General features: G+C 57.4%; 19 protein-coding genes and 2 pseudogenes. 19 read left to right on the top strand and 2 right to left on the bottom strand.

The genetic code is table 11. The features are described from left to right. Positions 1–78 precede the first annotated feature (78 nt). The gene (gene mscL / locus OP498_RS01835; protein ID WP_280551832.1) at positions 79–525 is read left to right on the top strand and encodes a large conductance mechanosensitive channel protein MscL; all 447 of its coding nucleotides are present in this window, start codon (positions 79–81) and stop codon (positions 523–525) included. 6 nt (positions 526–531) lie between these two features. On the opposite strand, the gene OP498_RS01830 is transcribed toward mscL, so the two are convergent. Beyond that, a complete protein-coding gene (locus OP498_RS01830) occupies positions 532–714 on the bottom strand; it encodes a hypothetical protein (protein ID WP_280551830.1) in 183 nt (60 codons plus the stop codon). Between the two features lie 116 nt (positions 715–830). Here OP498_RS01830 and cysQ point away from each other — a divergent pair, with 116 nt between their 5' ends. From cysQ to OP498_RS01810, 4 genes are all read left to right on the top strand, one after another. Beyond that, positions 831–1676 carry a 3'(2'),5'-bisphosphate nucleotidase CysQ gene (gene cysQ, locus OP498_RS01825; RefSeq protein WP_280551828.1) on the top strand — a complete coding sequence of 282 codons (846 nt, stop codon included), beginning with the start codon at positions 831–833 and terminating at the stop codon, positions 1674–1676. A 97-nt stretch (positions 1677–1773) separates the two neighbouring features. After that, positions 1774–3198: an MBL fold metallo-hydrolase gene (locus tag OP498_RS01820; RefSeq protein ID WP_280551826.1), complete on the top strand. Its 1425-nt coding sequence runs from the start codon at positions 1774–1776 to the stop codon at positions 3196–3198. 274 nt (positions 3199–3472) lie between these two features. Then, on the top strand, positions 3473–3910 hold the full coding sequence (locus OP498_RS01815) for a low molecular weight protein-tyrosine-phosphatase (protein ID WP_280551823.1): 438 nt from the start codon (positions 3473–3475) through the stop codon (positions 3908–3910). 354 nt (positions 3911–4264) lie between these two features. Beyond that, on the top strand, positions 4265–5065 hold the full coding sequence (locus tag OP498_RS01810) for a Wzz/FepE/Etk N-terminal domain-containing protein (RefSeq protein ID WP_280551821.1): 801 nt from the start codon (positions 4265–4267) through the stop codon (positions 5063–5065). A gap of 189 nt (positions 5066–5254) precedes the next feature. On the opposite strand, the gene OP498_RS01805 is transcribed toward OP498_RS01810, so the two are convergent. After that, positions 5255–6451, bottom strand: coding sequence for an IS4 family transposase (locus tag OP498_RS01805; RefSeq protein ID WP_280551819.1), 1197 nt, complete (start codon positions 6449–6451; stop codon positions 5255–5257). Between the two features lie 171 nt (positions 6452–6622). Between OP498_RS01805 and rfbB the strand changes: the two are divergent. From rfbB to OP498_RS01735, 14 genes and pseudogenes are all read left to right on the top strand, one after another. Then, positions 6623–7670: pseudogene (gene rfbB, locus OP498_RS01800) on the top strand (dTDP-glucose 4,6-dehydratase). Between the two features lie 90 nt (positions 7671–7760). Continuing rightward, positions 7761–7931, top strand: a complete 171-nt coding sequence (locus tag OP498_RS01795; protein WP_280551817.1) for a DUF2281 domain-containing protein — start codon at positions 7761–7763, stop codon at positions 7929–7931. Between the two features lie 348 nt (positions 7932–8279). Beyond that, on the top strand, positions 8280–8843 hold the full coding sequence (locus OP498_RS01790; RefSeq protein WP_280551814.1) for an ISAs1 family transposase: 564 nt from the start codon (positions 8280–8282) through the stop codon (positions 8841–8843). A 496-nt stretch (positions 8844–9339) separates the two neighbouring features. Continuing rightward, a complete protein-coding gene (ltrA, locus tag OP498_RS01785) occupies positions 9340–10590 on the top strand; it encodes a group II intron reverse transcriptase/maturase (protein WP_280551811.1) in 1251 nt (416 codons plus the stop codon). A gap of 100 nt (positions 10591–10690) precedes the next feature. Next, positions 10691–10873: a hypothetical protein gene (locus tag OP498_RS01780; protein WP_280551809.1), complete on the top strand. Its 183-nt coding sequence runs from the start codon at positions 10691–10693 to the stop codon at positions 10871–10873. A 499-nt stretch (positions 10874–11372) separates the two neighbouring features. Beyond that, a complete protein-coding gene (locus OP498_RS01775) occupies positions 11373–12536 on the top strand; it encodes a glycosyltransferase (RefSeq protein ID WP_280551806.1) in 1164 nt (387 codons plus the stop codon). A 60-nt stretch (positions 12537–12596) separates the two neighbouring features. Then, positions 12597–13868 (top strand): oligosaccharide flippase family protein, encoded by a 1272-nt coding sequence (locus OP498_RS01770; RefSeq protein WP_280551804.1) that lies wholly within the window; start codon positions 12597–12599, stop codon positions 13866–13868. Further along, the gene (locus tag OP498_RS01765; RefSeq protein WP_280551801.1) at positions 13865–15022 is read left to right on the top strand and encodes an EpsG family protein; all 1158 of its coding nucleotides are present in this window, start codon (positions 13865–13867) and stop codon (positions 15020–15022) included. The genes OP498_RS01770 and OP498_RS01765 overlap by 4 nt, the downstream gene beginning before the upstream one ends. Before the next feature lie 339 nt (positions 15023–15361). Then, positions 15362–15521 (top strand): annotated as a pseudogene (locus OP498_RS01760) (IS1595 family transposase); the annotation flags it as partial. Between the two features lie 154 nt (positions 15522–15675). Then, the gene (locus tag OP498_RS01755) at positions 15676–16689 is read left to right on the top strand and encodes an SDR family NAD(P)-dependent oxidoreductase (RefSeq protein WP_348533471.1); all 1014 of its coding nucleotides are present in this window, start codon (positions 15676–15678) and stop codon (positions 16687–16689) included. Positions 16690–16718: 29 nt separating this feature from the next. Then, entirely contained in the window at positions 16719–17843 is a 1125-nt protein-coding gene (locus OP498_RS01750; protein ID WP_280551796.1) for an NAD-dependent epimerase/dehydratase family protein, read from the top strand. Between the two features lie 12 nt (positions 17844–17855). After that, entirely contained in the window at positions 17856–19004 is a 1149-nt protein-coding gene (gene wecB / locus OP498_RS01745) for a UDP-N-acetylglucosamine 2-epimerase (non-hydrolyzing) (protein WP_280551794.1), read from the top strand. Between the two features lie 61 nt (positions 19005–19065). Continuing rightward, positions 19066–20256, top strand: a complete 1191-nt coding sequence (locus tag OP498_RS01740; RefSeq protein ID WP_280551792.1) for a glycosyltransferase family 4 protein — start codon at positions 19066–19068, stop codon at positions 20254–20256. After that, positions 20253–21113, top strand: a complete 861-nt coding sequence (locus OP498_RS01735) for a sulfotransferase (RefSeq protein ID WP_280551789.1) — start codon at positions 20253–20255, stop codon at positions 21111–21113. The genes OP498_RS01740 and OP498_RS01735 overlap by 4 nt, the downstream gene beginning before the upstream one ends. The last annotated feature ends 122 nt before the right edge of the window (positions 21114–21235 follow it).

Raw genomic sequence — 21235 nt, 5'->3', positions numbered from 1 at the left:
AGCCCTGCCTATCCAGGGCAGGGCGCTGCCGGCGTCTGGTATTCTGTCACCCGCTATCAACCGTGGGGAGAGCGAGGCATGCTGAGGGAGTTCAAGGAATTTGCCGTGCGCGGCAACGTGGTGGACATGGCGGTGGGGATCATCGTCGGCGGGGCCTTCGGCACCATCGTGCAGAGCCTGGTGAAGGACGTGCTGATGCCGCCCATCGGGCTGCTGATGGGCGGCGTCGACTTCTCCGATATCTTCCTGGTACTCAAGGGCGAGGGGCCCTACGCCACCCTGGCCGAGGCCACGGCCGCCGGGGCGGTGACGCTCAACATCGGCGTGTTCGTCAACAACGTGGTCAGCTTTCTGATCGTGGCCTTCGCCGTCTTTCTGCTGATCAAGGGCATCAACCGCCTGCGCCGCCAGCAGGCCAAGGCGCCCACGCCACCCACGGCACCGCCGGAGGAGATCCTGCTGCTGCGCGAGATCCGCGATGAACTGCGCAACACGCCGGCGCGCGGGGATGCAACGAGAGAGTGATGAGGCTCAGAAATGGACGCGCGGCAGGCGATGAGCGCGGGGCGTGCGGGAGGCCTTGCCGTGCAGCCGCGTGCCGGAGCGGCTCCATAGCGTCAGGAATCGTTCGTTGCGGCGGCGACGACGGGCCGATTGCTGCGCTCGCGCCGGCAGCGGCTGGTCCCCGAGGGGGGCAAATGGCATAACGGTCATGAGGCGTCTCCGAGGCCTGGTGGCCGGTTGATCGATATGGAAGCGGTTTTCATTGTACCCGAGGTCAAACGCTTGTCTACGACGTAAGTCGTAGATGTCGGTAAGGGAGACTCTGCATGAGGCTGGAACATCCTGCCATCGAGCGGCTGATCGCCGGCGTGGACGCCGCCGGGCGCGAGGTAATGGCGATCTATCGCCGGGGCTTCACCGTCGAGCACAAGGCCGACGACAGCCCCCTCACCGAGGCCGACATGGCCGCCCACCATGCCTTGCTGGCGCTGCTCGAGCGCGAGTTGCCGGGGCTGCCGGTGCTCTCCGAGGAATCCGACGCGACCGCTTTCGCCACCCGTCGGCACTGGGAGCGCTACTGGCTGGTCGACCCCCTGGACGGCACCCGGGAATTCGTTGCCGGCAACGGCGAGTTCACCCTCAATGTGGCGCTGGTCGAGGCCGGGGTGCCGGTGTTCGGCATCGTGCATGCCCCGGCGCTGCCCGAGGGCGACGTGACCTGGTGGGGCCAGGTGGGGCAGGGGGCCTTTCGCCGCGAAGGGGGGCGTGAACGCGCCATCGGTGTACGTGAGCTGCCCGATCCCGAGCGCGAGCCCTGGCAGGTGGCGGGCAGCCGGCGCAACGGCCTGGCCGCGTTCGAGACCTTCTGCCGGGCACTACCCGCGCATGCCACGCTGAACATTGGCAGCTCGCTGAAGTTCTGCCTGATCGCCGAGGGCCAGGCCGACCTCTACCCGCGCCTGGCGCCCACCCACGAGTGGGATACCGCCGCCGCCCAGGCCATCGTGACCGCCGCCGGCGGCCAGGTGCTGAATGTCGAAACGCTTGAACCGCTGCGCTGCAACCAGGGCGAGAGCCTGCTCAACCCCGGCTTCATCGCCTGCGGGCAGGGCGACCCGCGCTGGGAGAAGGCACTGGCCGAGGCCCTGCGGGTCGACCCGGACAGCGGCTGAAAGGCTGCGCCCCGGGGCAGCTGCCCCGACGCCAATCTTGCCTACACTGAGGGCATCGGATAGCGGGTACTGGATAGCCGGCAGGGAGGCCACTCGCATGCACAACACTCCACAGATACGCCACCACGGCGCCGCGGAAGGCGTGACCGGCAGCTGCCACCGCCTGCAGGTCAGCGAGGACCGCGCGCTGCTGGTGGATTGCGGGCTCTTCCAGGGCCAGGACGCCGACCACCTCGACAGCCTCGAGCAGCACCGGGTGCGCTTCCCGGTCGACGACGTGCTGGCGCTGATCGTGACCCACGTGCACATCGACCATATCGGCCGGCTGCCCTATCTGCTGGCCGCCGGTTACAAAGGGCCGATCCTCTGCTCGGTGCCCTCCGCGCGGCTGCTGCCGCTGGTGATCGAGGACGCGCTGAAGATCGGCTTCACCCGCGACCGGGCGCTGATCGAGCGCTTCCTGGCAGAGGTGGAAGACCGGCTGGTGCCGCTGGACTACCGACAGTGGCATACCCTGATCGACGACGCGCGCCACCATGTCCGCATCAAGCTGCAGCGCGCCGGGCATATCCTCGGCTCGGCCTATGTGGAGGTCGACGTGCGCGACCGCACCACGGGCGAGACCCACCGCACGGTGTTCTCCGGCGACCTGGGCGCGCCCTACGCGCCGCTGCTGCCGGCGCCGAGGCCGCCGTATCGCGCCGACACCCTGGTGATCGAGAGCACCTATGGCGATCGCACCCACGAGGACCGCACCACCCGCCGCGCCCGGCTCAAGGGCGCCATCGACCGGGCCCTTCACAACGCCGGCAGCGTGGTGATTCCCGCCTTCAGCATCGGCCGCACCCAGGAGCTGCTCTACGAGCTCGAGGGGCTGATCCACGGTGCCACGGATCCGCGCTGGCGCGAGCTCGAGATCATCGTCGACTCGCCCCTGGCCGCGCGCTTCACTCAGGTGTACCGCGAGCTCAGGCCCTGGTGGGATGCCGAGGCTCACCGACGGCTGCGCGGCGGCCGCCACCCGCTGAGCTTCGATAACCTCTACACCGTGAACGACCACGCCGAGCACGAGCAGACGGTGGACTACCTGGCGCGCACCCATCGCCCCGCGGTGGTGATCGCCGCCAGCGGCATGGTCACCGGCGGGCGGGTGGTCAACTACCTCAGGCGCATGCTGGGTGACCCGCGCCACGCCGTGGTGTTCATCGGCTATCAGGGCGCCGGCACCCCGGGCCGCGACATCCAGCGCTACGGGCCGCGCGGCGGCTGGGTGCTGCTCGACGGCGAGCGCCTCGACATCCGCGCGCATATCGAGACCGTCAGTGGCTACTCCGCCCACGCCGACCAGCACAACCTGCTCGCCTTCATCCGCCGCATGCGCCACCCGCCGCGCCACATCCGCCTCGTGCACGGCGACCACGACGCCCAGCTCGCCTTCAAGGCCAGTATCGAGCAGTGGGCGAGGGAGACCGGCCGAGAGGTCGAGGTGACCCTCGGTCGAGATTACCTGGCGGACCTGTAGATGGGGCGACCGAGGTGCTAAAGGAGCTGCTAATTTGTGGGAGCCGTCGGTTCGACGCGTCGACTCGCACGGCGATAGACGGCCCTTCGTAGGAGCTGTCGGTTCGACGCGTCGACTTGCACGGCGATTGATTGCAAGCACTGCTCCCACAAGGTGATAGGAACCTCCTTGTCGGTTCGACACCTCGACTCGCACGGCGAGGGTTATCTCGAGACTAACTTCCTCGCCGTGAGCACTGGTACACTTCCTGGCGCACCACCATGGAAGGGTCGCGATGTTCCACCACATCCTTGTCGTCTGCACCGGCAACATCTGCCGTAGCCCGGTCGCTGCGGCGATGCTCGCCCGTGCATTGCCGGGTCGCAAAGTGGAATCCGCCGGGCTGGGAGCGCTGGTCGGGCAGGGGGTGGAGCCAACCGCCCGGGCATTGGCCGAGGCCGATGGCCTGGCGGTGAGCGAACACCGAGCCCGCCAGCTCACCCCGGAGATGATCAGGAGCGCCGATATCGTGCTGGTGATGAGCGAGGGGCAGCGCCAGGCGGTTGGCGAGCTGGTGCCCGAGGCCCTGGGCAAGACCCTGCTGCTGGGCCACTGGCTGGAGGAGAGTCACGGACGGCAGATCCCCGATCCCTACCGGAAGAGTCGCCAGGTCTTCGAGGAGGTACACGAACTTTTGCGCCTCGCCACAGACCGTTGGGCAACCAGGCTCTGATGCAAGCTTATCTGATGGATTCTTCAATGGATTTACCTTGTCCAGCGACTGGCGCGGCCGGCGTGCATCGAAGGCGGGGTCGGTCGCTTTGAACCTCAGGGCAAAGGCTGTATCCTTCTCCGGCCAATTAGAATTAGCCCAGCGACAGCGTGCAGGCGGTCGCCGCTCACAAGGCGTAGTGGCCCCTGGGGCGCTAGTTTAGAATAGCGTCTCAAAATAGGGATGGCGCTTCGTCACACCTCAGGCTAAGCGCGGGTCTCCAGACTTATTGACAGGGCATGGGAATGCGTCCGGAACAATCCCCGGGCGGTAGCGTGCCCGGTACCATCACTATTCACGGAATGATTCACGCACATGACTGATTACGACTCTCGCCAGCCCTTCGGCGCACAGCAACGTCACGCAGCCGACGACGAGATTTCCCTGGTAGACCTGGTCAAGATCCTGATAAAGCGCTGGAAGCTCATGGCAGCCACTTTTGTGGTGATCGTGCTTGGTGCGCTGGTCTATGTGCTGATGATGGAGCGCAGCTACGACTATGTCTCCCTCTATCAGGTGGCCGAGCAGGCACCCACGGAAGGCAGAGAGAGGGGCGGGCTCGAACCGCCGGTCACGGTGGTGGCCAAGACCAACAATCTCTATCTGGGCTCCGTCACACGGCAGTTCCTGCAAAACGAGAGCATGGAGTCGCTTCCTTTCGATACCTCAGTCGGCAATCCCGAGGATACGTTTCTGGTGAAGCTGACCTCGCAAGCCACCGAAGAAAATGCGCCTCTGGTTGAATCCTTTCATGCCCAGGTGCTGAAACGGATCGAGCAAGACCAACAAGTCTTGCTCGAACGCCGTCGGAAAAGCTTGACAGGCCAGCTCGAGAGCGCGGAACGCTCGCTGGAACTGGCCAAGGATTCCACGAGCCCCTCCGCCGCGGAACTCGTGGCTAGTTACTCCCAACGCGTGGCGGATATCCAGGATCGCCTCGAACAGTTGCAGGAAGGACAGACCGTGCAGACGGCGGTTCAAAGCCTCAAGCCTTCGGGGACAAGCAGAAGCCTGGTGATGGCGCTGGCGATTGTACTCGGCGGCATGGTGGCGCTGATGATGGCCTTTATTTCACAGTTTGCCGTGGCCGTTCGGGATAGCCTCCTGGAAGAGTAGGTAAACCTCTCAAAGTTCGTTAGATATCGAATTTAAGTTTTTATAATATATTGGGTATAACTTTTCTTGACTTAAGTTTTGATGTTATCCATGCAGATATATCACTTCGTTTCGTCGAGACGTGAATTTACTCCCTCCCCGTTTAATCAAACAACAGGCTAGCCCTGGCGGATCCCCACGAATTTTGTTCTATCCGTCGCACAATGCCTGCTCCCTGACTTCCTCGCGAAGACTCGCTCGAAGCGCTTTCCAGGAGGGCCAAGGCACTGCGCATGGTGGGTAACGCCGTAGCCACTCCAGTCCCAAGCGCCACACGGACAGCACGTTCCGGTCCCGGATACTGTTGCTCTGGTAGCGCTGCTGTTGACCGCTGTCACGGACATGCAGGCCGGCAACCATCATCGCGACATTGGCCAACATCGCGATCAGCAGCAGAATCTCGATGCGCTTGCCCTGGCGAGACTGGTGCATGCCGAAGCCCAGCCCGAACAAGGGGCTCTTGATATCGCGGAAGCCCTCTTCAATCTGCATGCGCTGCTGGTAGATAGTGACCAGCTTGTCTGCCAGCGTTGAGCGATTCGGCAGGTTGCTGACCAGCACCCAGGGCTCCTTCTGGCGCTGGGCCATCGCCCGGCTGCGGCCGTCCTGGGAGACCTGTCCGCGCTTGTTGCGATGCTTGCGTCCCTGGGGCGGCCGGTGGTAGAGCACCATGCGGGTGGTGAGCGGGTTGCTTTCAGCGATCTGGACGGAACCCAGCGATTGGGGTACCGAGCTGGCTTGTTGAAACAAGGCGGTCACTGGCCGCCATGTGTCGCCAGGCACCTGGCAGCGAGTGGGGCTACGAACCCGACCGACGTAGTACCAGCCGCGCGCCTCGACTGCCTGAAACCATGGATTGCGAAAGCCGGCATCGGTGACCAGGATCGGCGTGGCGTTGTCGGGCAGTATCTCGGCCAGGGCGGCCAACAAGTATGCCTCACAGTGTTGGCAGCCATCCTTGTGGTGGACCTTCTCGAAGATCGGCAGCGAGCGCCCGGCGAAGGGCACCGCAGCGCGCAGCAGGAACTGTTGGCCACGGTCATCGATCGGTGACCAGTCCACCAGAATCAGCGGGCGGCTCATGTGGCCGATCAGCAGCGACGCCACGAGCCAATAAAACAGTGGCCGTTCCTGGTGTAGATGATGATTACCCAGCAACCGATCGACCCGCTTGATGGTGTGCTTGGTATCCACCGGTCCTGGCAAGGCACGGCCCAGGGCGGTCAAGCCCAGGCGACGCTCGCCGAGCAGGGCACCCACCGTGTCGAGCAGTGCCTGCAGGCGTTTGGCATGGACCAGGGGGAGTGATGAGGTCAGCAGAGTATGCAAGAATCGAGGGGCCTGCATGGGTCTCCTTAGGCATATTGTTTGTTTGGCGATTAACAACATGCCGACCCATGCAGGTCTTTTCAATCATATCATTCTGATTTTCTTATACATTTCGTGGGGATCCGTCAGAGGCTAGCCCCATTTGGTTTTCCTTGAAGCTTGCCCCTTGACTCTTGTTGCTATCCCTCTATGAAACTGCTCATCACCGGCGGCGCGGGCTTCATCGGCTCGGCCGTGATTCGCCATATCATCGCCAACACCGACGACAGCGTGGTCAACGTCGACAAGCTGACCTACGCCGGCAACCTGGAATCCCTGGTTGATGTCGCCGACAATGCGCGCTACGCCTTCGAACAGGTCGACATCTGCAATCGCGTTGAGGTGGAGCGCGTGTTTCGCGAGCACCAACCTGATGCGGTGATGCACCTGGCCGCCGAGAGCCATGTGGACCGCTCCATCGATGGGCCTGCAGAGTTCATCGAGACCAATATCGTCGGCACCTATACGCTGCTGGAAGCGGCTCGCGCCTACTGGAGCGGCCTGGATGCCGAGCGCCACGATGCCTTCCGCTTTCACCATATCTCCACCGATGAAGTCTACGGCGACCTGGAAGGACCGGAAGGGCTGTTCACCGAGCAGACGTCCTACGCCCCCAGTTCGCCGTACTCCGCCAGCAAGGCGAGCTCGGACCATTTGGTGCGCGCCTGGCAGCGCACCTACGGCCTGCCCACCTTGATTACCAACTGCTCCAACAACTACGGTCCCTATCACTTCCCCGAGAAGCTGATTCCGCTGGTGATCCTCAACGCCCTGGAAGGCAAGGCGTTACCGGTCTACGGCAAGGGCGAGCAGGTGCGCGACTGGCTCTACGTGGAAGACCACGCCCGGGCGCTCTACAAGGTGGTGACGGAAGGCCGGGTAGGGGAGACCTACAACATCGGCGGCCACAACGAGAAACGAAATATCGACGTGGTTCAGGCCATCTGTGAACTGATAGACGAGATGCGACCTGCCATTTCCAGCTTCCAGCTTGATTACCTTCGTCGCAGACCGCCCTGGGCACGACCTGCGCTACGCCATCGACGCCAGCAAGATCGAACGCGAACTCGGCTGGCGACCGAAGGAGACCTTCGAATCCGGCATCCGCAAGACGGTGTAGTGGTATCTTGACAACCTGGAATGGTGCCGCCGCGTGCAGGACGGCAGCTATCAGCGTGAACGGCTGGGAGCTGCGTGAGGGGTAATGGGTGAGGAGTGAGGAGCGACGGATGGCTCGGCCACGCTGGGGTTATACTGGAGCCTTGCATCGGGCACAGGAGAGATGACAATGGTACTGGCCAAACACATTGTGCAGCAGATCGAGCGCTTGCCGGAGCCTCTTCAGAAAGAAGTGGTTGATTTCGTAGAGTTCTTGCAAAGCAAGCACCATGTTGCCCCCGCTCCGTCATCCCAGGGTTCCCTGCTGGAGCTCAAGGGGGGGGGCTGGAAAGCTCGGTGACGTTTGCCGGTGACGAGGTGGCGATCCAGGAGCAGCTCCGTGACGAATGGCAATAGATACCTGCTCGATACCAACTACATTCTGGGCCTGCTCAAGTCGTCACCCCGGGTGCTGGAGGACGTGTCGCAGCGTGGGATCCTTGCCCATCAGTGTGCATACACAGGGAAAACGCATGAAAAACCGCTCTACGACGGGCTTTGTAGCGCTTTACCAGTAGGAGCTAATGTGGTCATCTAGCAGCTTTTATCATGGATGACCCGATGCTGACACCATCTCTTATGCACCATTTATCGATCGTTCCCGACTTCCGCCAGGCGTGGAAAGTGCAGCATCAGCGCGGCAGATAGTGTGCTACTGGGGCAAGTCAAGACGGCGGAGAAATCCAACGAGATGACGGCGATTCCCGAGCTGCTCAAGCTTCTCAATCTGCAAGACTGCCTGGTGACGATCGATGCCATGGGCTACCAGAAAAAAATCGCCACACAAGTCCTGCAGAAGGGCGCCGATTACCTGCTGTCAGTGAAGGACAACCAGCCGGCCTTGGCTGACGCCTTCGAGGCAGCGTTCCCCATGGCCAAGATAGTCAACTTCGAATGGGATGCTTACGTCACGGACGAGAAGAAACGAGGCCGACAGGAGCCGAGGTACCATATTGTCAGCAAGGTTACTGAAGAATTTCAGGAGCTTAGCTATGAGTGGCCAGAGCTGAAATCGGTAGGCGTGGTGATGAGTTTCCGCCAGGAAGGAGACGAAGCACCAGAGACACCGATGATCCGTTACTACATCAGCTCAGCCGATCTGAGCGCCAAAAGCTCGCAGAAGCGGCCTGCCAGCATTGGTTCGTGGAGAGTGTGCCGCAGGCACAGAAATCAGCTGCATAGGAAGGTGGCTGACTATGGCATAAGCTCATGAAGAGATGGTGGTAGGCCCACCGAAGTCTGCTGTCGGAAGTCGGCTTCAAACCACCTCAAGCGGCTCCTGTTAAGAGCATGGGTCGTGAGCGTTGAGGAAACGTCAGCCAATGAGTTGGCAGGTATGGTGCAGAGAGATGAGTTATCCCGAACCCATGTGGACGCGTCGTAATCCAGAGACTGACATCAAAACCGGGGGCGTTTCTACCTCCCGGGAACAGTTTGCAAGCGAGCTCCGAAGGCTGTGCAAGCGGTGTCCGGCGTATAGTGGGCATGACTCTGTACTGGGCTCTTTGTGGGAACTGCGGGAACCAGTCATCACGATGCCAAGGGAGAAATGCAAGCTACTGAAATGGCGAGCGTGAGAGTACCGATGCGTGATACTGGGACGGAGCAACTCGTAGTAGTGGAGAAGTGCCTGTAATGGGCATGGAGCGAAGGGGTTGCGTCAAGCGGGCTTGTGTTGTGGCCCAACTGCCTTTCGGCAGGAGGAGGTCATGATGGAAGCCAAACCGTTTAGCATATCAAAGTGGGACGTTCTGCGCGCCTACCAGTTGGTGAAGGCCAACCAAGGGAGCGCAGGAGTTGATGGCGAATCGCTGGAAAAATTCGGCACCAATCTGAAAGGTAACCTGTACAAGATCTGGAATCGAATGTCCTCGGGAACGTATTTTCCACCGCCAGTAAAGGCCGTTGCCATTCCCAAGAAAAGCGGTGGGGAGCGTATTCTGGGCATACCGACAGTCAGCGATCGAATAGCTCAGATGGTTGTCAAGATGGCATTCGAGCCTGCAGTGGAGCGCATCTTCTCGGCGGACTCCTATGGCTATAGGCCAGGGAAGTCGGCGCTGGATGCGGTTGGCATCACGCGGAAACGATGCTGGCAATATGACTGGGTGCTCGAGTTTGACATCAAGGGACTGTTTGACAATATCCGGCACGACTTGTTGATGACGGCTGTGGAGAAACACACAGACTCAGCTTGGGTAAAGCTGTATATTGAGCGCTGGTTGACGGCACCATTGCAACGTGAAGACGGTGAATTGACAGCTAGGGCACAAGGCACACCGCAAGGTGGCGTCATTAGTCCTGTGCTGGCGAACCTCTTTCTGCACTATGTTTTTGACAAGTGGCTAGAGAGACACTATCCAAACGTCAAGTGGTGCCGTTACGCGGATGACGGTCTTGTACACTGCCGCTCCCGTGAAGAAGCGGAGCATATGCTCTCGGTCCTTCGGAGTCGATTTGCGGAATGTGGTCTGGAATTGCATCCTGTTAAAACCAAGATCGTATACTGCAAAGATGGCAGCCGAAAAGGGAATCATGAGCATACCCGGTTCGACTTTCTGGGCTACACCTTTCGGCGTCGTGTCGTAAAGAATCGAAAACGCAATAGCCTATTCGTTAGTTTTACGCCTGCAGTGAGTAAAGCGTCACTGAAAGGAATGAAGCGAAAGATTAGAGCGATGCGTGTTCGGTCGCGTACGGAGTTGAGCATCGCCCAAATGGCAAAATGGCTTAATCCGATAATCAATGGATGGCTAGCGTACTATGGCGCTTTCTATCGGTCAGCGCTATATGTCATTTTCCGGCATATTAATAGGGCTCTTGTACGTTGGGCGCGAAGAAAGTTCAAAGCGCTGCGTCGACACAAGATACGTGCGTCGAAATTCATGGAACGGATTTCGGAGCAGTGTCCCCGTTTGTTTGCCCACTGGCGGCAGGGTATGCGAGGTGCGTTTGCTTGATGGGAGCGGAATGAATCGAGAGGTTCACGTTCCGTTCTGCGAGAGGCTGCAGGGGGAGTTCCTGCGGTCTACTCACCATAAGCTCCACTGGTCACTGGACGTGGCACTCCGTGAGGATGCCTGCAAAATCCATCGTGGTCAGGCCGCTGAAAACCTTGCCAGGGTTCGTCATATTGCCTTGAATTACCTGAAAGGGGAGAAGTATTTCAAGGGCGGCATCCGGCGGAAACAGAAGAAAGCCGCGCTGGATGAGGCCTACCTGGCAGACATTCTCGCGGTGTGAAAATTTTCATGCGTTTTCCCTGCGGGTACCTTCTGATCACTTTGCTTCACAACCAGAAGGTACCCCGCTTGAGTGGGGAGACACCTTATTTCGGTACTCAGAGGACTTTAGCATCGGTACTGACAGCCTGTGCTATCCACGAGGAACGCCATGCTGATCGCCTGTCGGACAAAGCCACCACGCAGAGGGCTGATGGTCACCTGCAGCGAGTAGCTCCATGCCCAGCGGGTAGAAGTGCATGATAAGACGCGTCCTCATCGCCGGCCGACGCAGCCATGGTCGGCCATAGCAGGCATGCGCTGGGTGATAGAGATGGGCCTGGTGTTCAAAAAATGGTCGCTGGCGATAACAGGGAAAGTGCCGACGCCGGCTTCACGGATTCAGGGAATAATTAACTATGCTTGGCTCGAGCGCTAATCGAATTGGAGAAACCGATTTCACGAAGCGGACTGTTGTTTTCTTAGGTGGTATTTTCCCCCCCACTCAATTCGACAGAATAGTGAAAAATTCTCGCGGAGTGGTCCAGAATGCAGCGGATGCACTTCAAAAAGCGTTTATTAAAGGGTTTTCGGATGCCAGTCTTGGCCAAGTCTGTGTGGTAAACTTACCCTTTGTTGGTAGCTATCCAAAAGGGGCCCGTAGTCTTTTTTTTCCTGGTTGTAAGGAAATGCTTGGGACTAGGGTCCACGTTAGAGGTTGGCCATTTTTAAACCTTCGATTTGTTCGTTTTTTGTCGCGATTTAGATCAGCTTTTCATGGATTGTGCGTTGCTACCAGAGGTAAGAAAGCTCCTTTTATTGTCGTCTATTCCGCACATTTACCTTTTCTGGTCGCGGCACGACTTTTGAAAATTTTGAAGCCAGATGCCGTTCTCTGCATCATCCTGCCAGATTTGCCCGAATTTATGGGGGTAGGGGGGCGGCTATATAGGGCATTAAAAAGTATTGAAAGTATTCTTTTCCGTTATGCTGTTCAAGGGTTCAGCACATTCGTTTTTCTGACTGACGCGATGGGAGATCGGCTCGGAGTGCCACCTGCTAGGTACGTTGTTGTTGAGGGTATTTACAACCCTATCGATGATCTAGTTACAGAAAAAAGCGAAGAGCCAGTTAAGAGCGGTTTCATTATTCTTTATACTGGTACTTTGGCAGAACGTTATGGCATCGTTGATCTCTTGAAAGCATTCCAAATGATCGACCTATCCGATGCGCAGCTATGGATATGCGGTGATGGTGATGCACGTTCGAGAGTCGAAGACATAGCAAGTAGTGATTCTCGAGTTTTTTATTATGGTCAGGTTACGCGTTCTCAGGCACTTTCTTTACAGCGAAAAGCTAGTGTTTTAGTCAACCCTCGTCGCCCTGATGGTGATTTCACGAAATACTCCTTTCCGTCGAAGACCATGGAGTATCTTGCTTCTGGTAAGCCTGTCATAATGCATAGGCTACCGGGTATCCCGGCCGAGTATTATGAACATTTGATCGTGCCTTCGAGCCCAGGAGTCGAGGGCTTGGCTGCGTCACTTCAGGATATAGCGCTTCGCCCTGTTGATTGGATTACAGCACGGGGTAAAAGCGGAAGAGCTTTCGTGCTGAACTGTAAATCTCCTGAGGCACAAGTTACACGTATTCTGGATCTCTGGCGTGCCCAGCCAAGACAATAATCTACTGTTTTAGTTTCCTCTTTTGGGCTTCTAATGACCCCTCGTACAAGAACTTTAATCGTGGCTATCACGTCGGGCCTTTTAGCGCGTGGCGTGGCATTTCTAACGCCACTGATAGTCATGCCAGCCATGTTTAACCATCTTGGTGAGTCGCTTTTTGGCATTTGGCTCACAGCAGTGTCAGTGTCAGCAATGGCAACCTTTTTAGACTTTGGGATAGGAAATGCTGTCCTTACTCGTCTTTCTAGGGCTTTAGGAAGTGATGACTGCGCGAATGCACGCTCTATTCTAGGTCAGTCCTACGTGCTTTTGGCAAGCATTAGTTTTTTTTTAATAATATTTGTTCTAGTCGGAGTGGTAATAGCTTGGTTTTTTTGCGCGGAAGGTTCTAGCTGTTTTCAACAAGCGAACATCATTGCCTTAGTTCTAATTTCATTATTTATTACCTTCCCGACCAGTGTTATAATGCGCTTGCTGCAAGCGCGCCATGCTTACGTTTATTTGGCATTTTTGCAATCATCCGCCCCGCTCGCAGCGTTGATTCTTAGCTTGGCTGGAATTGCAATGGGGCTTGGTCCTATAGTCGTCATTGCTTTATACACAATGGCGGTACCGTCAGTACAGTTAATTTGGACTATTGTCTATTTCTTGATGAACGCAAAAACTCGTCCTGCTTTCGACTTGCTAGGTTTTCGGTCAATGCAGAAATTATTAGGACTAGGGGGCGCGTTCTTCTCTGTTTCGATTTTAACTGCTATTGGGATGAATCTCGATAATTTGGTCATCGCGGCGGGTGCCGGACCTACGATAGTGGCTGAGTTTGGTGTTCCTGCTAAACTTGGTGCAATGTTAATGTTGATTGTTTTTACAATGTTTATGCCGCTGTGGTCTCTATTCGGTGATGCTATCGCGCGCAGAGATAGGGATTGGCTGGCTAAAATGTTATTTCGAACGAGTTCGTTGGGATCTCTGGTCATTATTGCAGTTGGCTCTGGCATAGTTGTGTTTGCAGACCAGATTATTGGGCTGTGGATGGGGCGCTCATTCACTGACCAAAAAGCCATCTTGATGGGAATGGTCATGGTTGCAGGTTTAGTTGCTGTCACATCACCCTTTAATATGGTTTTAAATGCGGCAGGCATGGCGCGTGAGCAAATTTTACCTTGGGCAGCCTTTGTGGCTGCCACTGCTACAACCAAAATGTTAATTGTGGGTCCACAAGTCGCATGGTATATGCCTTGGGTAACAGCTTTTTTTTATGGGGTTATCATCATGCCAAGAATGATTTTACTGACTATTCGCTACATTAAAACAATTCCGGATAACAAATGATTATCTATGTGTGTTTTTGGGTCTTTAGCATACTAGCATCACTGTTTGTAAAAAGAAAGATTGATCTCTGGGTTTTTCTTTTCTGTATTTTTCTTTTTGTCGGACTCCGTTTTGAGACTGGATTTGATTGGCCTGTCTATAAGGATATATTCAGTCGCTTTCAAGAAAGTTTTCAAGTTTCGGATGTTATGAGTATATACCATACACATAATCAGGAGTTAGGCTTTCTCGTTTTTTTTGGTGCTTTGGCACAGATATTGCCATCATATGAATATGTCCAAGCTATATTTACAGTTTTTTTGCTTTATTCTTTTGTTAAGCTCGCCTCTGCGATTCATGTGTCTCACAAGGCTCTTGCTCTTTCTCTTTCTCTCTTCCTGTCCTTTTTTTTACTCCCTGTGGCATTTTCTACTGTTCGTCAATCTTTAGCTATTAGTTTTTTCAATATCGCACTAATGTATTATATTAGCGGGAGGCGGCTCCCCTCTATTGTTTTTTGTTTGCTTGCAATTCTTGCGCACACAAGTGCAATTATCTATGTTGGGGTTTTGGTTGTGAACTGGTTTGTTATGAATAATAGACGAGTTGTAAGCGCGTTTTTCCTGATTTTTGCTGCTTTACTTTTCTATGCTGCTTTATTGGCAGTTCTTGAGCTTAACACTTACTTTCCTCCGGCTGTGGGATCTAAGATTAGTTATTATAAGGATGTTGCGATTTCCTCTGGATTAGGGTTAAAATCACTTGCTTTGATGCTATTTGCTTTTTTGATAGGTTTGCATGCCTCTATGATGAAAGGGTCGCAACCCATCTGCGATAATAGGGTGACAACGTTGCGTAACTTTATTGTTGTTTTTTCTGCTCTCGCAGTGGCAAGTGGTTTTTTTACGGTCCTTCGTGATCGTATATTTTATGAGTTAATGCTGCTTTATGGCATCTATATTGCCACTTTGCGAGTTGATGTAAAATTCTTTGTTGTGCCAGTTGTTTTTTCTTTTGGGCTGGCTTATCAAATGGTTTTTTTTCTTAGTTATCCTAGTGTGATCGTATTTGTTCCGTATCAGAATGCGATGCTTGTGAAGCTAACAGGAAATAAAATTGATGGTCAAAAGCGGAGTCAACTTTTCATGGAGTCGTTTAAAAACCTTTATCGTTAGTTGTTTCTTGTCATCAGGTTTTAGGAAATAAAACTTACCTGATTACGCACTAGACTCAGCCGCAGTGAAGGATCTGTCGTTAAGTACCTACGATTCAATCTCTTGCGGAGAAATCTCCCCATCGTGAATTTTGACTCCGGCTGGCGTCCTGAATGTAGTGACGCGCATATCATTATGAAAATTAAGGGGTTTCTCGATGGCTTTCGTAGCGTAGCTGAGCATCATGCGTAATCAGGAAAACTTATGTTGATTATTTGATAAGCGGGGTGGTCGGTTTGCTCCTCCTCTTACAATATGTAGTGGTGGATTCTTCATTCGATGCCACCACGCCGACCGGGCGTACAGGCATACCTGGAGGAATTCACTTTCCCAGTTCAACCGATACCCCTCGGCCAGCCGCGGCCTCGTATTCCATCGGCTGTTCAAAAAAACCATTGTCACCGGGCCCGTGGCGGAAGCGCAAGTATCCATGGCTACGACTGATGACCACAAGATATAGGGGGTGGAGGAGCAAACCGACCACCCCACTTTGATAATTTTCGTCTGCGCGCTATGCTGCATGGAGGAAGCAGTATGTTGCAGATAGTTTTTTCATTCGACAACTGCCTATTTAAGTTTCTTTTTCGATTGGGGATTTTTTTGTGATTAAAGATATGAGTATGAAAGGGGTGGCTGTATTAATTACTGGAGGAACTGGTTCCTTTGGAAAGACCATGGCCAATTACCTATTGGATCATGGCTATAAAGAAGTTCGTATTCTCAGCCGCGACGAGGCGAAGCAGGAGGAGATGCGTATTGCCTGTGGGCGCCCCGAACTGAAGTTCTATATCGGAGACGTTCGCGATCGGCAGTCGGTCGACAAGGCCATGCGCGGGGTGGATCTGGTGTTCCACGCGGCGGCGCTGAAGCAGGTGCCGTCGTGCGAGTTTTTCCCGCTGGAGGCGGTGAAGACCAATATCCTGGGCAGCCAGAACGTCATCGATTCGGCGGTGGAGACGGGCGTCAAAAGCGTGGTCTGCCTGAGCACGGACAAGGCGGTGATGCCGGTCAATGCCATGGGCATGTCCAAGGCGCTGATGGAGAAGACGGCCCAGGCAGCCAGTCGGCAGCTGGGGGAAGGCGAAACTACCGTCTCCTGCGTGCGCTACGGTAACGTGATGTGCTCCCGAGGCTCGGTCATCCCGCTCTTCATCAAGCAGATCCAGGAAGGCAAGCCGCTGACCATCACCGAGGCCAGCATGACGCGCTTCATGCTCTCGCTGCCGGATGCCATCGAGCTGGTCAACTTCGCCTTCGAGAATGCGCATCAGGGTGACATCTTCATCAAGAAGGCGCCGGCCTGTACGGTCAAACTGCTGGCCGAGACGCTTCTAGAGATGTTCGACGCCGATAACGAGTTGCGCGTCATCGGCATGCGCCACGGCGAGAAGCTCTACGAGACCCTGGCCAGCCGTGAAGAGCTACGCCGCTCCGAGGACATGGGCGATTACTATCGTGTGAGCTTCGACGACCGCGACCTCAACTACGGCAAGTACTTCACCGAGGGTGACGTGGAAGAGGCCGCTGCCGAGGATTACCACTCCCACAACACCTATCAGCTCAACAAGCCGGAGCTCAAGGAGCTGCTGCTGACGCTGCCCGACGTTCGAGACGCGCTCGAGGCTTGATTCTGCCCGCCAACCTATCTGGAGACTCAATGAAGATCGTCATCACCGGAGCCAACGGACTGCTGGGCCGGCATATTCATCTACATCTGCGCGCTCGAGAAGCCTATCGGGACGAGTTGGTGCTGCTGGATCGGCATGCTTTCAATGATGATGCGACGCTGGCCGATGCCTTGAGAGATGCCGAGTGGGTGATTCATTGTGCCGGCATCAACCGCGACAGCGACGAGAGGGTAGAGTACGGCAATCGTGAGCTGGCCGAGCGGTTGACGCAAGCCTTGCAGGGCGTTGCCGCCTCGCCGCATCTGTTCTATGCCAACAGCGTTCAGCGCAACCGTGATGTGCCCTATGGGCGTGGCAAGCTGGCGGCCCACCAAGTGTTTGCCGATTGGTCTGAACGTGCGGGTGGCCGTTACACTGAGCTGGTGCTGCCCCATGTGTTCGGCGAGCGAGGGCGCCCCCACTACAACTCGGCGATTCATACCTTCTGCCATCAGCTTGCCCAAGGTGAGGAGCTGGCCATCAATGGTGGCGGACAGCTGGAGTTACTGCATGCCCAGGATATCGCAGTGGCCACCGTGGCAGCCTTCGAGCGTGGCCAGAGCGGTGAGCTGCGCTTGCAGGGGCGCTTGATGAGCGTCGCCGCGGCGGCGGGCAAGCTGGTCGACATGCATCGCAGCTATACCGGCGACGTGATCCCGGATCTGCGTGACGCCTTCGACCTGCAGCTGTTCAATACGCTGCGCTCCTTCCTGTACCCCGGCTACTACCCCAAGGCGCTGAAGCTTCACAGCGACGACCGCGGGGCCCTGTTCGAGGGTGTCAAGAACCGCAACGGTGGCCAGGCGTTTCTCTCCACCACCAGGCCGGGCATCACCCGCGGCAACCACTACCACTTCAACAAGGTCGAGCGCTTCCTGGTGGTCAAGGGCCAGGCAGTAATCCGTATCCGGCGCCTGCTGGATGACCATGTCCAGGAGTTCCACGTCAGCGGCGATGCGCCGTCCTACGTCGACATGCCGACCCTGCACACCCACAGCATCACCAACACCGGTGACGAAGAGCTGCTGACAATGTTCTGGAGCCACGAGATCTTCGACCCAGAAAATCCGGACACCTACTTCGAGCCGGTGCTGAACCCTGATGCCTCCGACTGAGCGAGCCTCTTGATGAAAGTCATGACCATTCTGGGCACTCGCCCGGAGATCATTCGCCTCTCACGCGTTATGGCCGCTCTCGATCAGGTGGTGGACCACAAGATCGTGCACACCGGGCAGAATTACGACTATGAGCTGAACGATGTCTTCTTCGAGGAGCTGGGTGTGCGGCGCCCTGACCACTTCCTCGAGGTGGACACTTCCACGCTGGGACGCAGCCTGGGCGAGATCCTGATCAAGACCGAGGCGGTGCTGCTGGAGGAGCGGCCCGATGCGGTGCTGGTGCTGGGCGACACCAACAGTGCCATCGCCACGCTGATGTCCAAGCGGATGAAGATTCCCACCTACCACATGGAGGCCGGGAATCGCTGCTTTGACGCCAACGTGCCTGAAGAGATCAATCGCAAGATGGTTGACCACCTGGCCGACTTCAACCTGGTCTATACCGAACATGCTCGGCGGCACTTGATCAGCGAAGGCCTCTCCCATCGCTTCATCTACCTGACCGGCTCGCCCATGCGCGAGGTGCTGGAGCACATGCTGCCCCGAATCGAGCAGTCCACGGTTCTTGAAACGCTGGGCCTGGAGCGCGGCAAGTATTTCATCGTGAGCGTGCATCGCGAGGAGAACGTCGACAGCCGCGACAACCTGCGCGAGGTGGTCGCCGCGCTGCAGGCGCTGCACGATGTTTATGGCTTTCCGGTGGTGGTCTCGACCCATCCGCGCACGCGCAACCGCCTGGAGAAGCTCGGGCTCGCGGAGGACAGCGACGCTATCCGCTTCCTCAAGCCGTTCGGCTTCCTGGATTACAATCACTTGCAGATGCACGCCCACTGCGCCATCTCCGATAGCGGCACCATCAGCGAAGAGGCCTCGATCCTGGGTTTCCCGGCGGTGACCATGCGTCGTTCCATCGAGAGGCCCGAGGCGCTGGACACCGGCGCCATCGCCCTGACCGGGCTCGACAAGGAGGTGCTGGTGGACGGTGTGCGCATCGCCACGGCCTCGCGAGACGTGTTCTCGGGGACGCAACGCGAGATCCCGGAAGAGTACAAGGTGCGCAACACCTCGGAGCGGGTGGTGCGCCTGATCACCGGCACGGCCAAGCTGGCCAACCGCTGGCGCAACATGGATGAGTTCAGTCGTTATGACTGGAGCTGAATCGAACCCACAGTCACTGACTGATTCCACGGCAACGAGCAGGCCACTCAGGGTGCTGGCCGTGCACCGCTACTACTGGCCGGACACGCCGCCCTATGCCGCCATGCTGAGACGTATCGTGGCGAGCTGGCGTGATGTAGGCCACCACGTGGAAGTGCTCTCTTCCCAGCCCTCCTACAAGGGTGAGTTGGACATCGCCAAGCGACCCCGCCGCGATGACATCGATGGCGTCAGCGTCACCCGCCTGTCCCTGCCTGCCGAGGCGGGCAGGCCCCTGACGAGGGTGGTGAACGCCATCCGCCTGGGGGGGGCCGTGATCTGGCGCGCCATGACGCGCCGACCCGATGTGATCATGATCTCCACGGCACCGCCGGTACTGGGTGGCGCTGCAGCTGCACTGGCCGCGAAACTGACCGGGGCGCGCTTCATCTATCACTGCATGGATATTCACCCCGAGGTGGGCAAGGTATCGGGCGAGTTCGCGCATCCTGTGGTCTACGGCGTGCTGAGCAGGCTCGATAACTGGAGCTGCCGCCGGGCCGATCCGGTTGTCGTCCTGTCCCGCGACATGGAGAAGACGTTGCGGCAGCGGCGAGGTGGCGAGCGATTGTCCATTGAGGTGCTCAACAACTTCAGCCTGCCCGCGGAAAAAGTGCTGCCTGACGAACTCCCGTTCGAATGGTCCGACGAGACTTTCCGGGTATTGTTCGCCGGCAACATTGGCCGCTTCCAGGGGCTCGATAGCGTGGTGGAAGCCATGGGGCTGCTCAAGGGTCGTGATGACATCGAGTTCGTGCTGATGGGTGAGGGGGTCGCCAAGGAGGCGCTGCAGCGCAAGGCCTCAGAGTTCGGGGCCCGTGTACGCTTCCTCGGCCATCAGCCCGTGGAAATTGCCAAGGCAGCCATGCAACGGGCCGATGCGGGGTTTGTCAGCCTGGCGGCGGGAGTCTATCGCTATGCCTATCCCAGCAAGACCATGACCTATCTGGAGCAGGGGTGCCCCTTGATCGTGGCCGTGGAGCCCGAGAGTGAGTTGGCGTCTGATGTGGTCGCGGGTGGATATGGCCACACTGTGCCGGTCGATGACAGTAAAGCGCTGGCGGAGCTACTGATGCGCCTGGCTGATGACCGCTCTGAAGCCGCAGGCATGCGCGGTCGGGCCAGCGAAAAGGCAAAAGACACCTTTTCCGAGGATGTGGTACTCAAGCAGTGGGTCGAATTGCTGCAATCAAGCGAGGTGGAAAGGGAGTGACACCCAACAACGTGATCATCATCGGTGCCCCGCGAAGCGGCACCAACATGCTGCGCGACGTGCTCTGCCAGTTCGAAGGCGTGGCCACTTGGCCGTGTGACGAGATCAATTACCTCTGGCGCCATGGCAATGTCCGCCATCCCTCCGACGAGATCCCTGCTGAGCGTGCCACGCCTGCCGTGCAGAGCTATATGCGCAAGCAGTTCGAGTGGGTGGCGCAGCGATACAACGCGCATACGGTGGTCGAGAAGACCTGTGCCAACAGCCTGCGCGTGCCCTTCGTCGATCGCGCCGTGCCGGATGCCCGCTATGTCTACATCTACCGCGATGGTCTCGACACCACCGGCTCGGCCAAGCTGCGCTGGCAGGCGAAGCTGGACATTCCGTACCTGCTGGAAAAGGTGCGATTCGTTCCCTTGACGGACCTGCCGTATTACGGCACGCGCTACCTCTGGAGCCGCGTCTATCGGCTGTTTTCCCGGGAGAAGCGCCTGGCGTTCTGGGGGCCGGCCCTCGACGGCATGCCAGAGATTCTGGAGCGCCACAGCCTGAATGAGGTCTGTGCGCTACAGTGGCAACGCTGCGTCGAGAATGCCGAGGCCGCTTTCACTGACATGCCGCCCGATCGGGTGATCCGCGTGCGCTATGAGGATTTCGTGCGCGACCCCGAGGCGCAGCTGAAGCGACTGCTGGCGTTTCTCGAGCTTGAGGTGCCCGAGGAGGAGCTGCGCCGCGCCGTTGCCGGTGTCTCCAGCAAGAGCATCGGCAAGGGGCGTGCCTCCCTGGAAGAGGGCGAGGTGAAACGCCTGGAATCCCTGATCGGTGAGGCACTGGAGCGTTATGGCTATCGCGGTTAATCTTCATGGCTGGGACGTGGGCCAACCCAGCTGCACTATAATTTTCACTATCGCAGCGCGAAAGGGCCGGGCAAGTTAAGGAACCGGTTATGTGAGTCGTGGCACAAGCAGGCTGCGATGAG

It is taken from the genome of Halomonas sp. 25-S5 (assembly GCF_029889845.1).
Lineage (GTDB): Bacteria > Pseudomonadota > Gammaproteobacteria > Pseudomonadales > Halomonadaceae > Halomonas.
Note: the sequence above shows the minus strand (reverse complement) of the source record. Positions and strands in the feature narration are given on the sequence as shown.

Coding starts and splice junctions, on each gene's coding strand:
- OP498_RS01755 (WP_348533471.1), top strand. CDS start 15,676: ATGAGTATGAAAGGGGTGGCTGTATTAATTACTGGAGGAACTGGTTCC.
- OP498_RS01795 (WP_280551817.1), top strand. CDS start 7,761: ATGGTACTGGCCAAACACATTGTGCAGCAGATCGAGCGCTTGCCGGAG.
- OP498_RS01830 (WP_280551830.1), bottom strand. CDS start 714: ATGACCGTTATGCCATTTGCCCCCCTCGGGGACCAGCCGCTGCCGGCG.
- OP498_RS01805 (WP_280551819.1), bottom strand. CDS start 6,451: ATGCAGGCCCCTCGATTCTTGCATACTCTGCTGACCTCATCACTCCCC.
- ltrA (WP_280551811.1), top strand. CDS start 9,340: ATGATGGAAGCCAAACCGTTTAGCATATCAAAGTGGGACGTTCTGCGC.
- OP498_RS01810 (WP_280551821.1), top strand. CDS start 4,265: ATGACTGATTACGACTCTCGCCAGCCCTTCGGCGCACAGCAACGTCAC.
- mscL (WP_280551832.1), top strand. CDS start 79: ATGCTGAGGGAGTTCAAGGAATTTGCCGTGCGCGGCAACGTGGTGGAC.
- wecB (WP_280551794.1), top strand. CDS start 17,856: ATGAAAGTCATGACCATTCTGGGCACTCGCCCGGAGATCATTCGCCTC.
- OP498_RS01765 (WP_280551801.1), top strand. CDS start 13,865: ATGATTATCTATGTGTGTTTTTGGGTCTTTAGCATACTAGCATCACTG.
- OP498_RS01815 (WP_280551823.1), top strand. CDS start 3,473: ATGTTCCACCACATCCTTGTCGTCTGCACCGGCAACATCTGCCGTAGC.
- cysQ (WP_280551828.1), top strand. CDS start 831: ATGAGGCTGGAACATCCTGCCATCGAGCGGCTGATCGCCGGCGTGGAC.
- OP498_RS01750 (WP_280551796.1), top strand. CDS start 16,719: ATGAAGATCGTCATCACCGGAGCCAACGGACTGCTGGGCCGGCATATT.
- OP498_RS01820 (WP_280551826.1), top strand. CDS start 1,774: ATGCACAACACTCCACAGATACGCCACCACGGCGCCGCGGAAGGCGTG.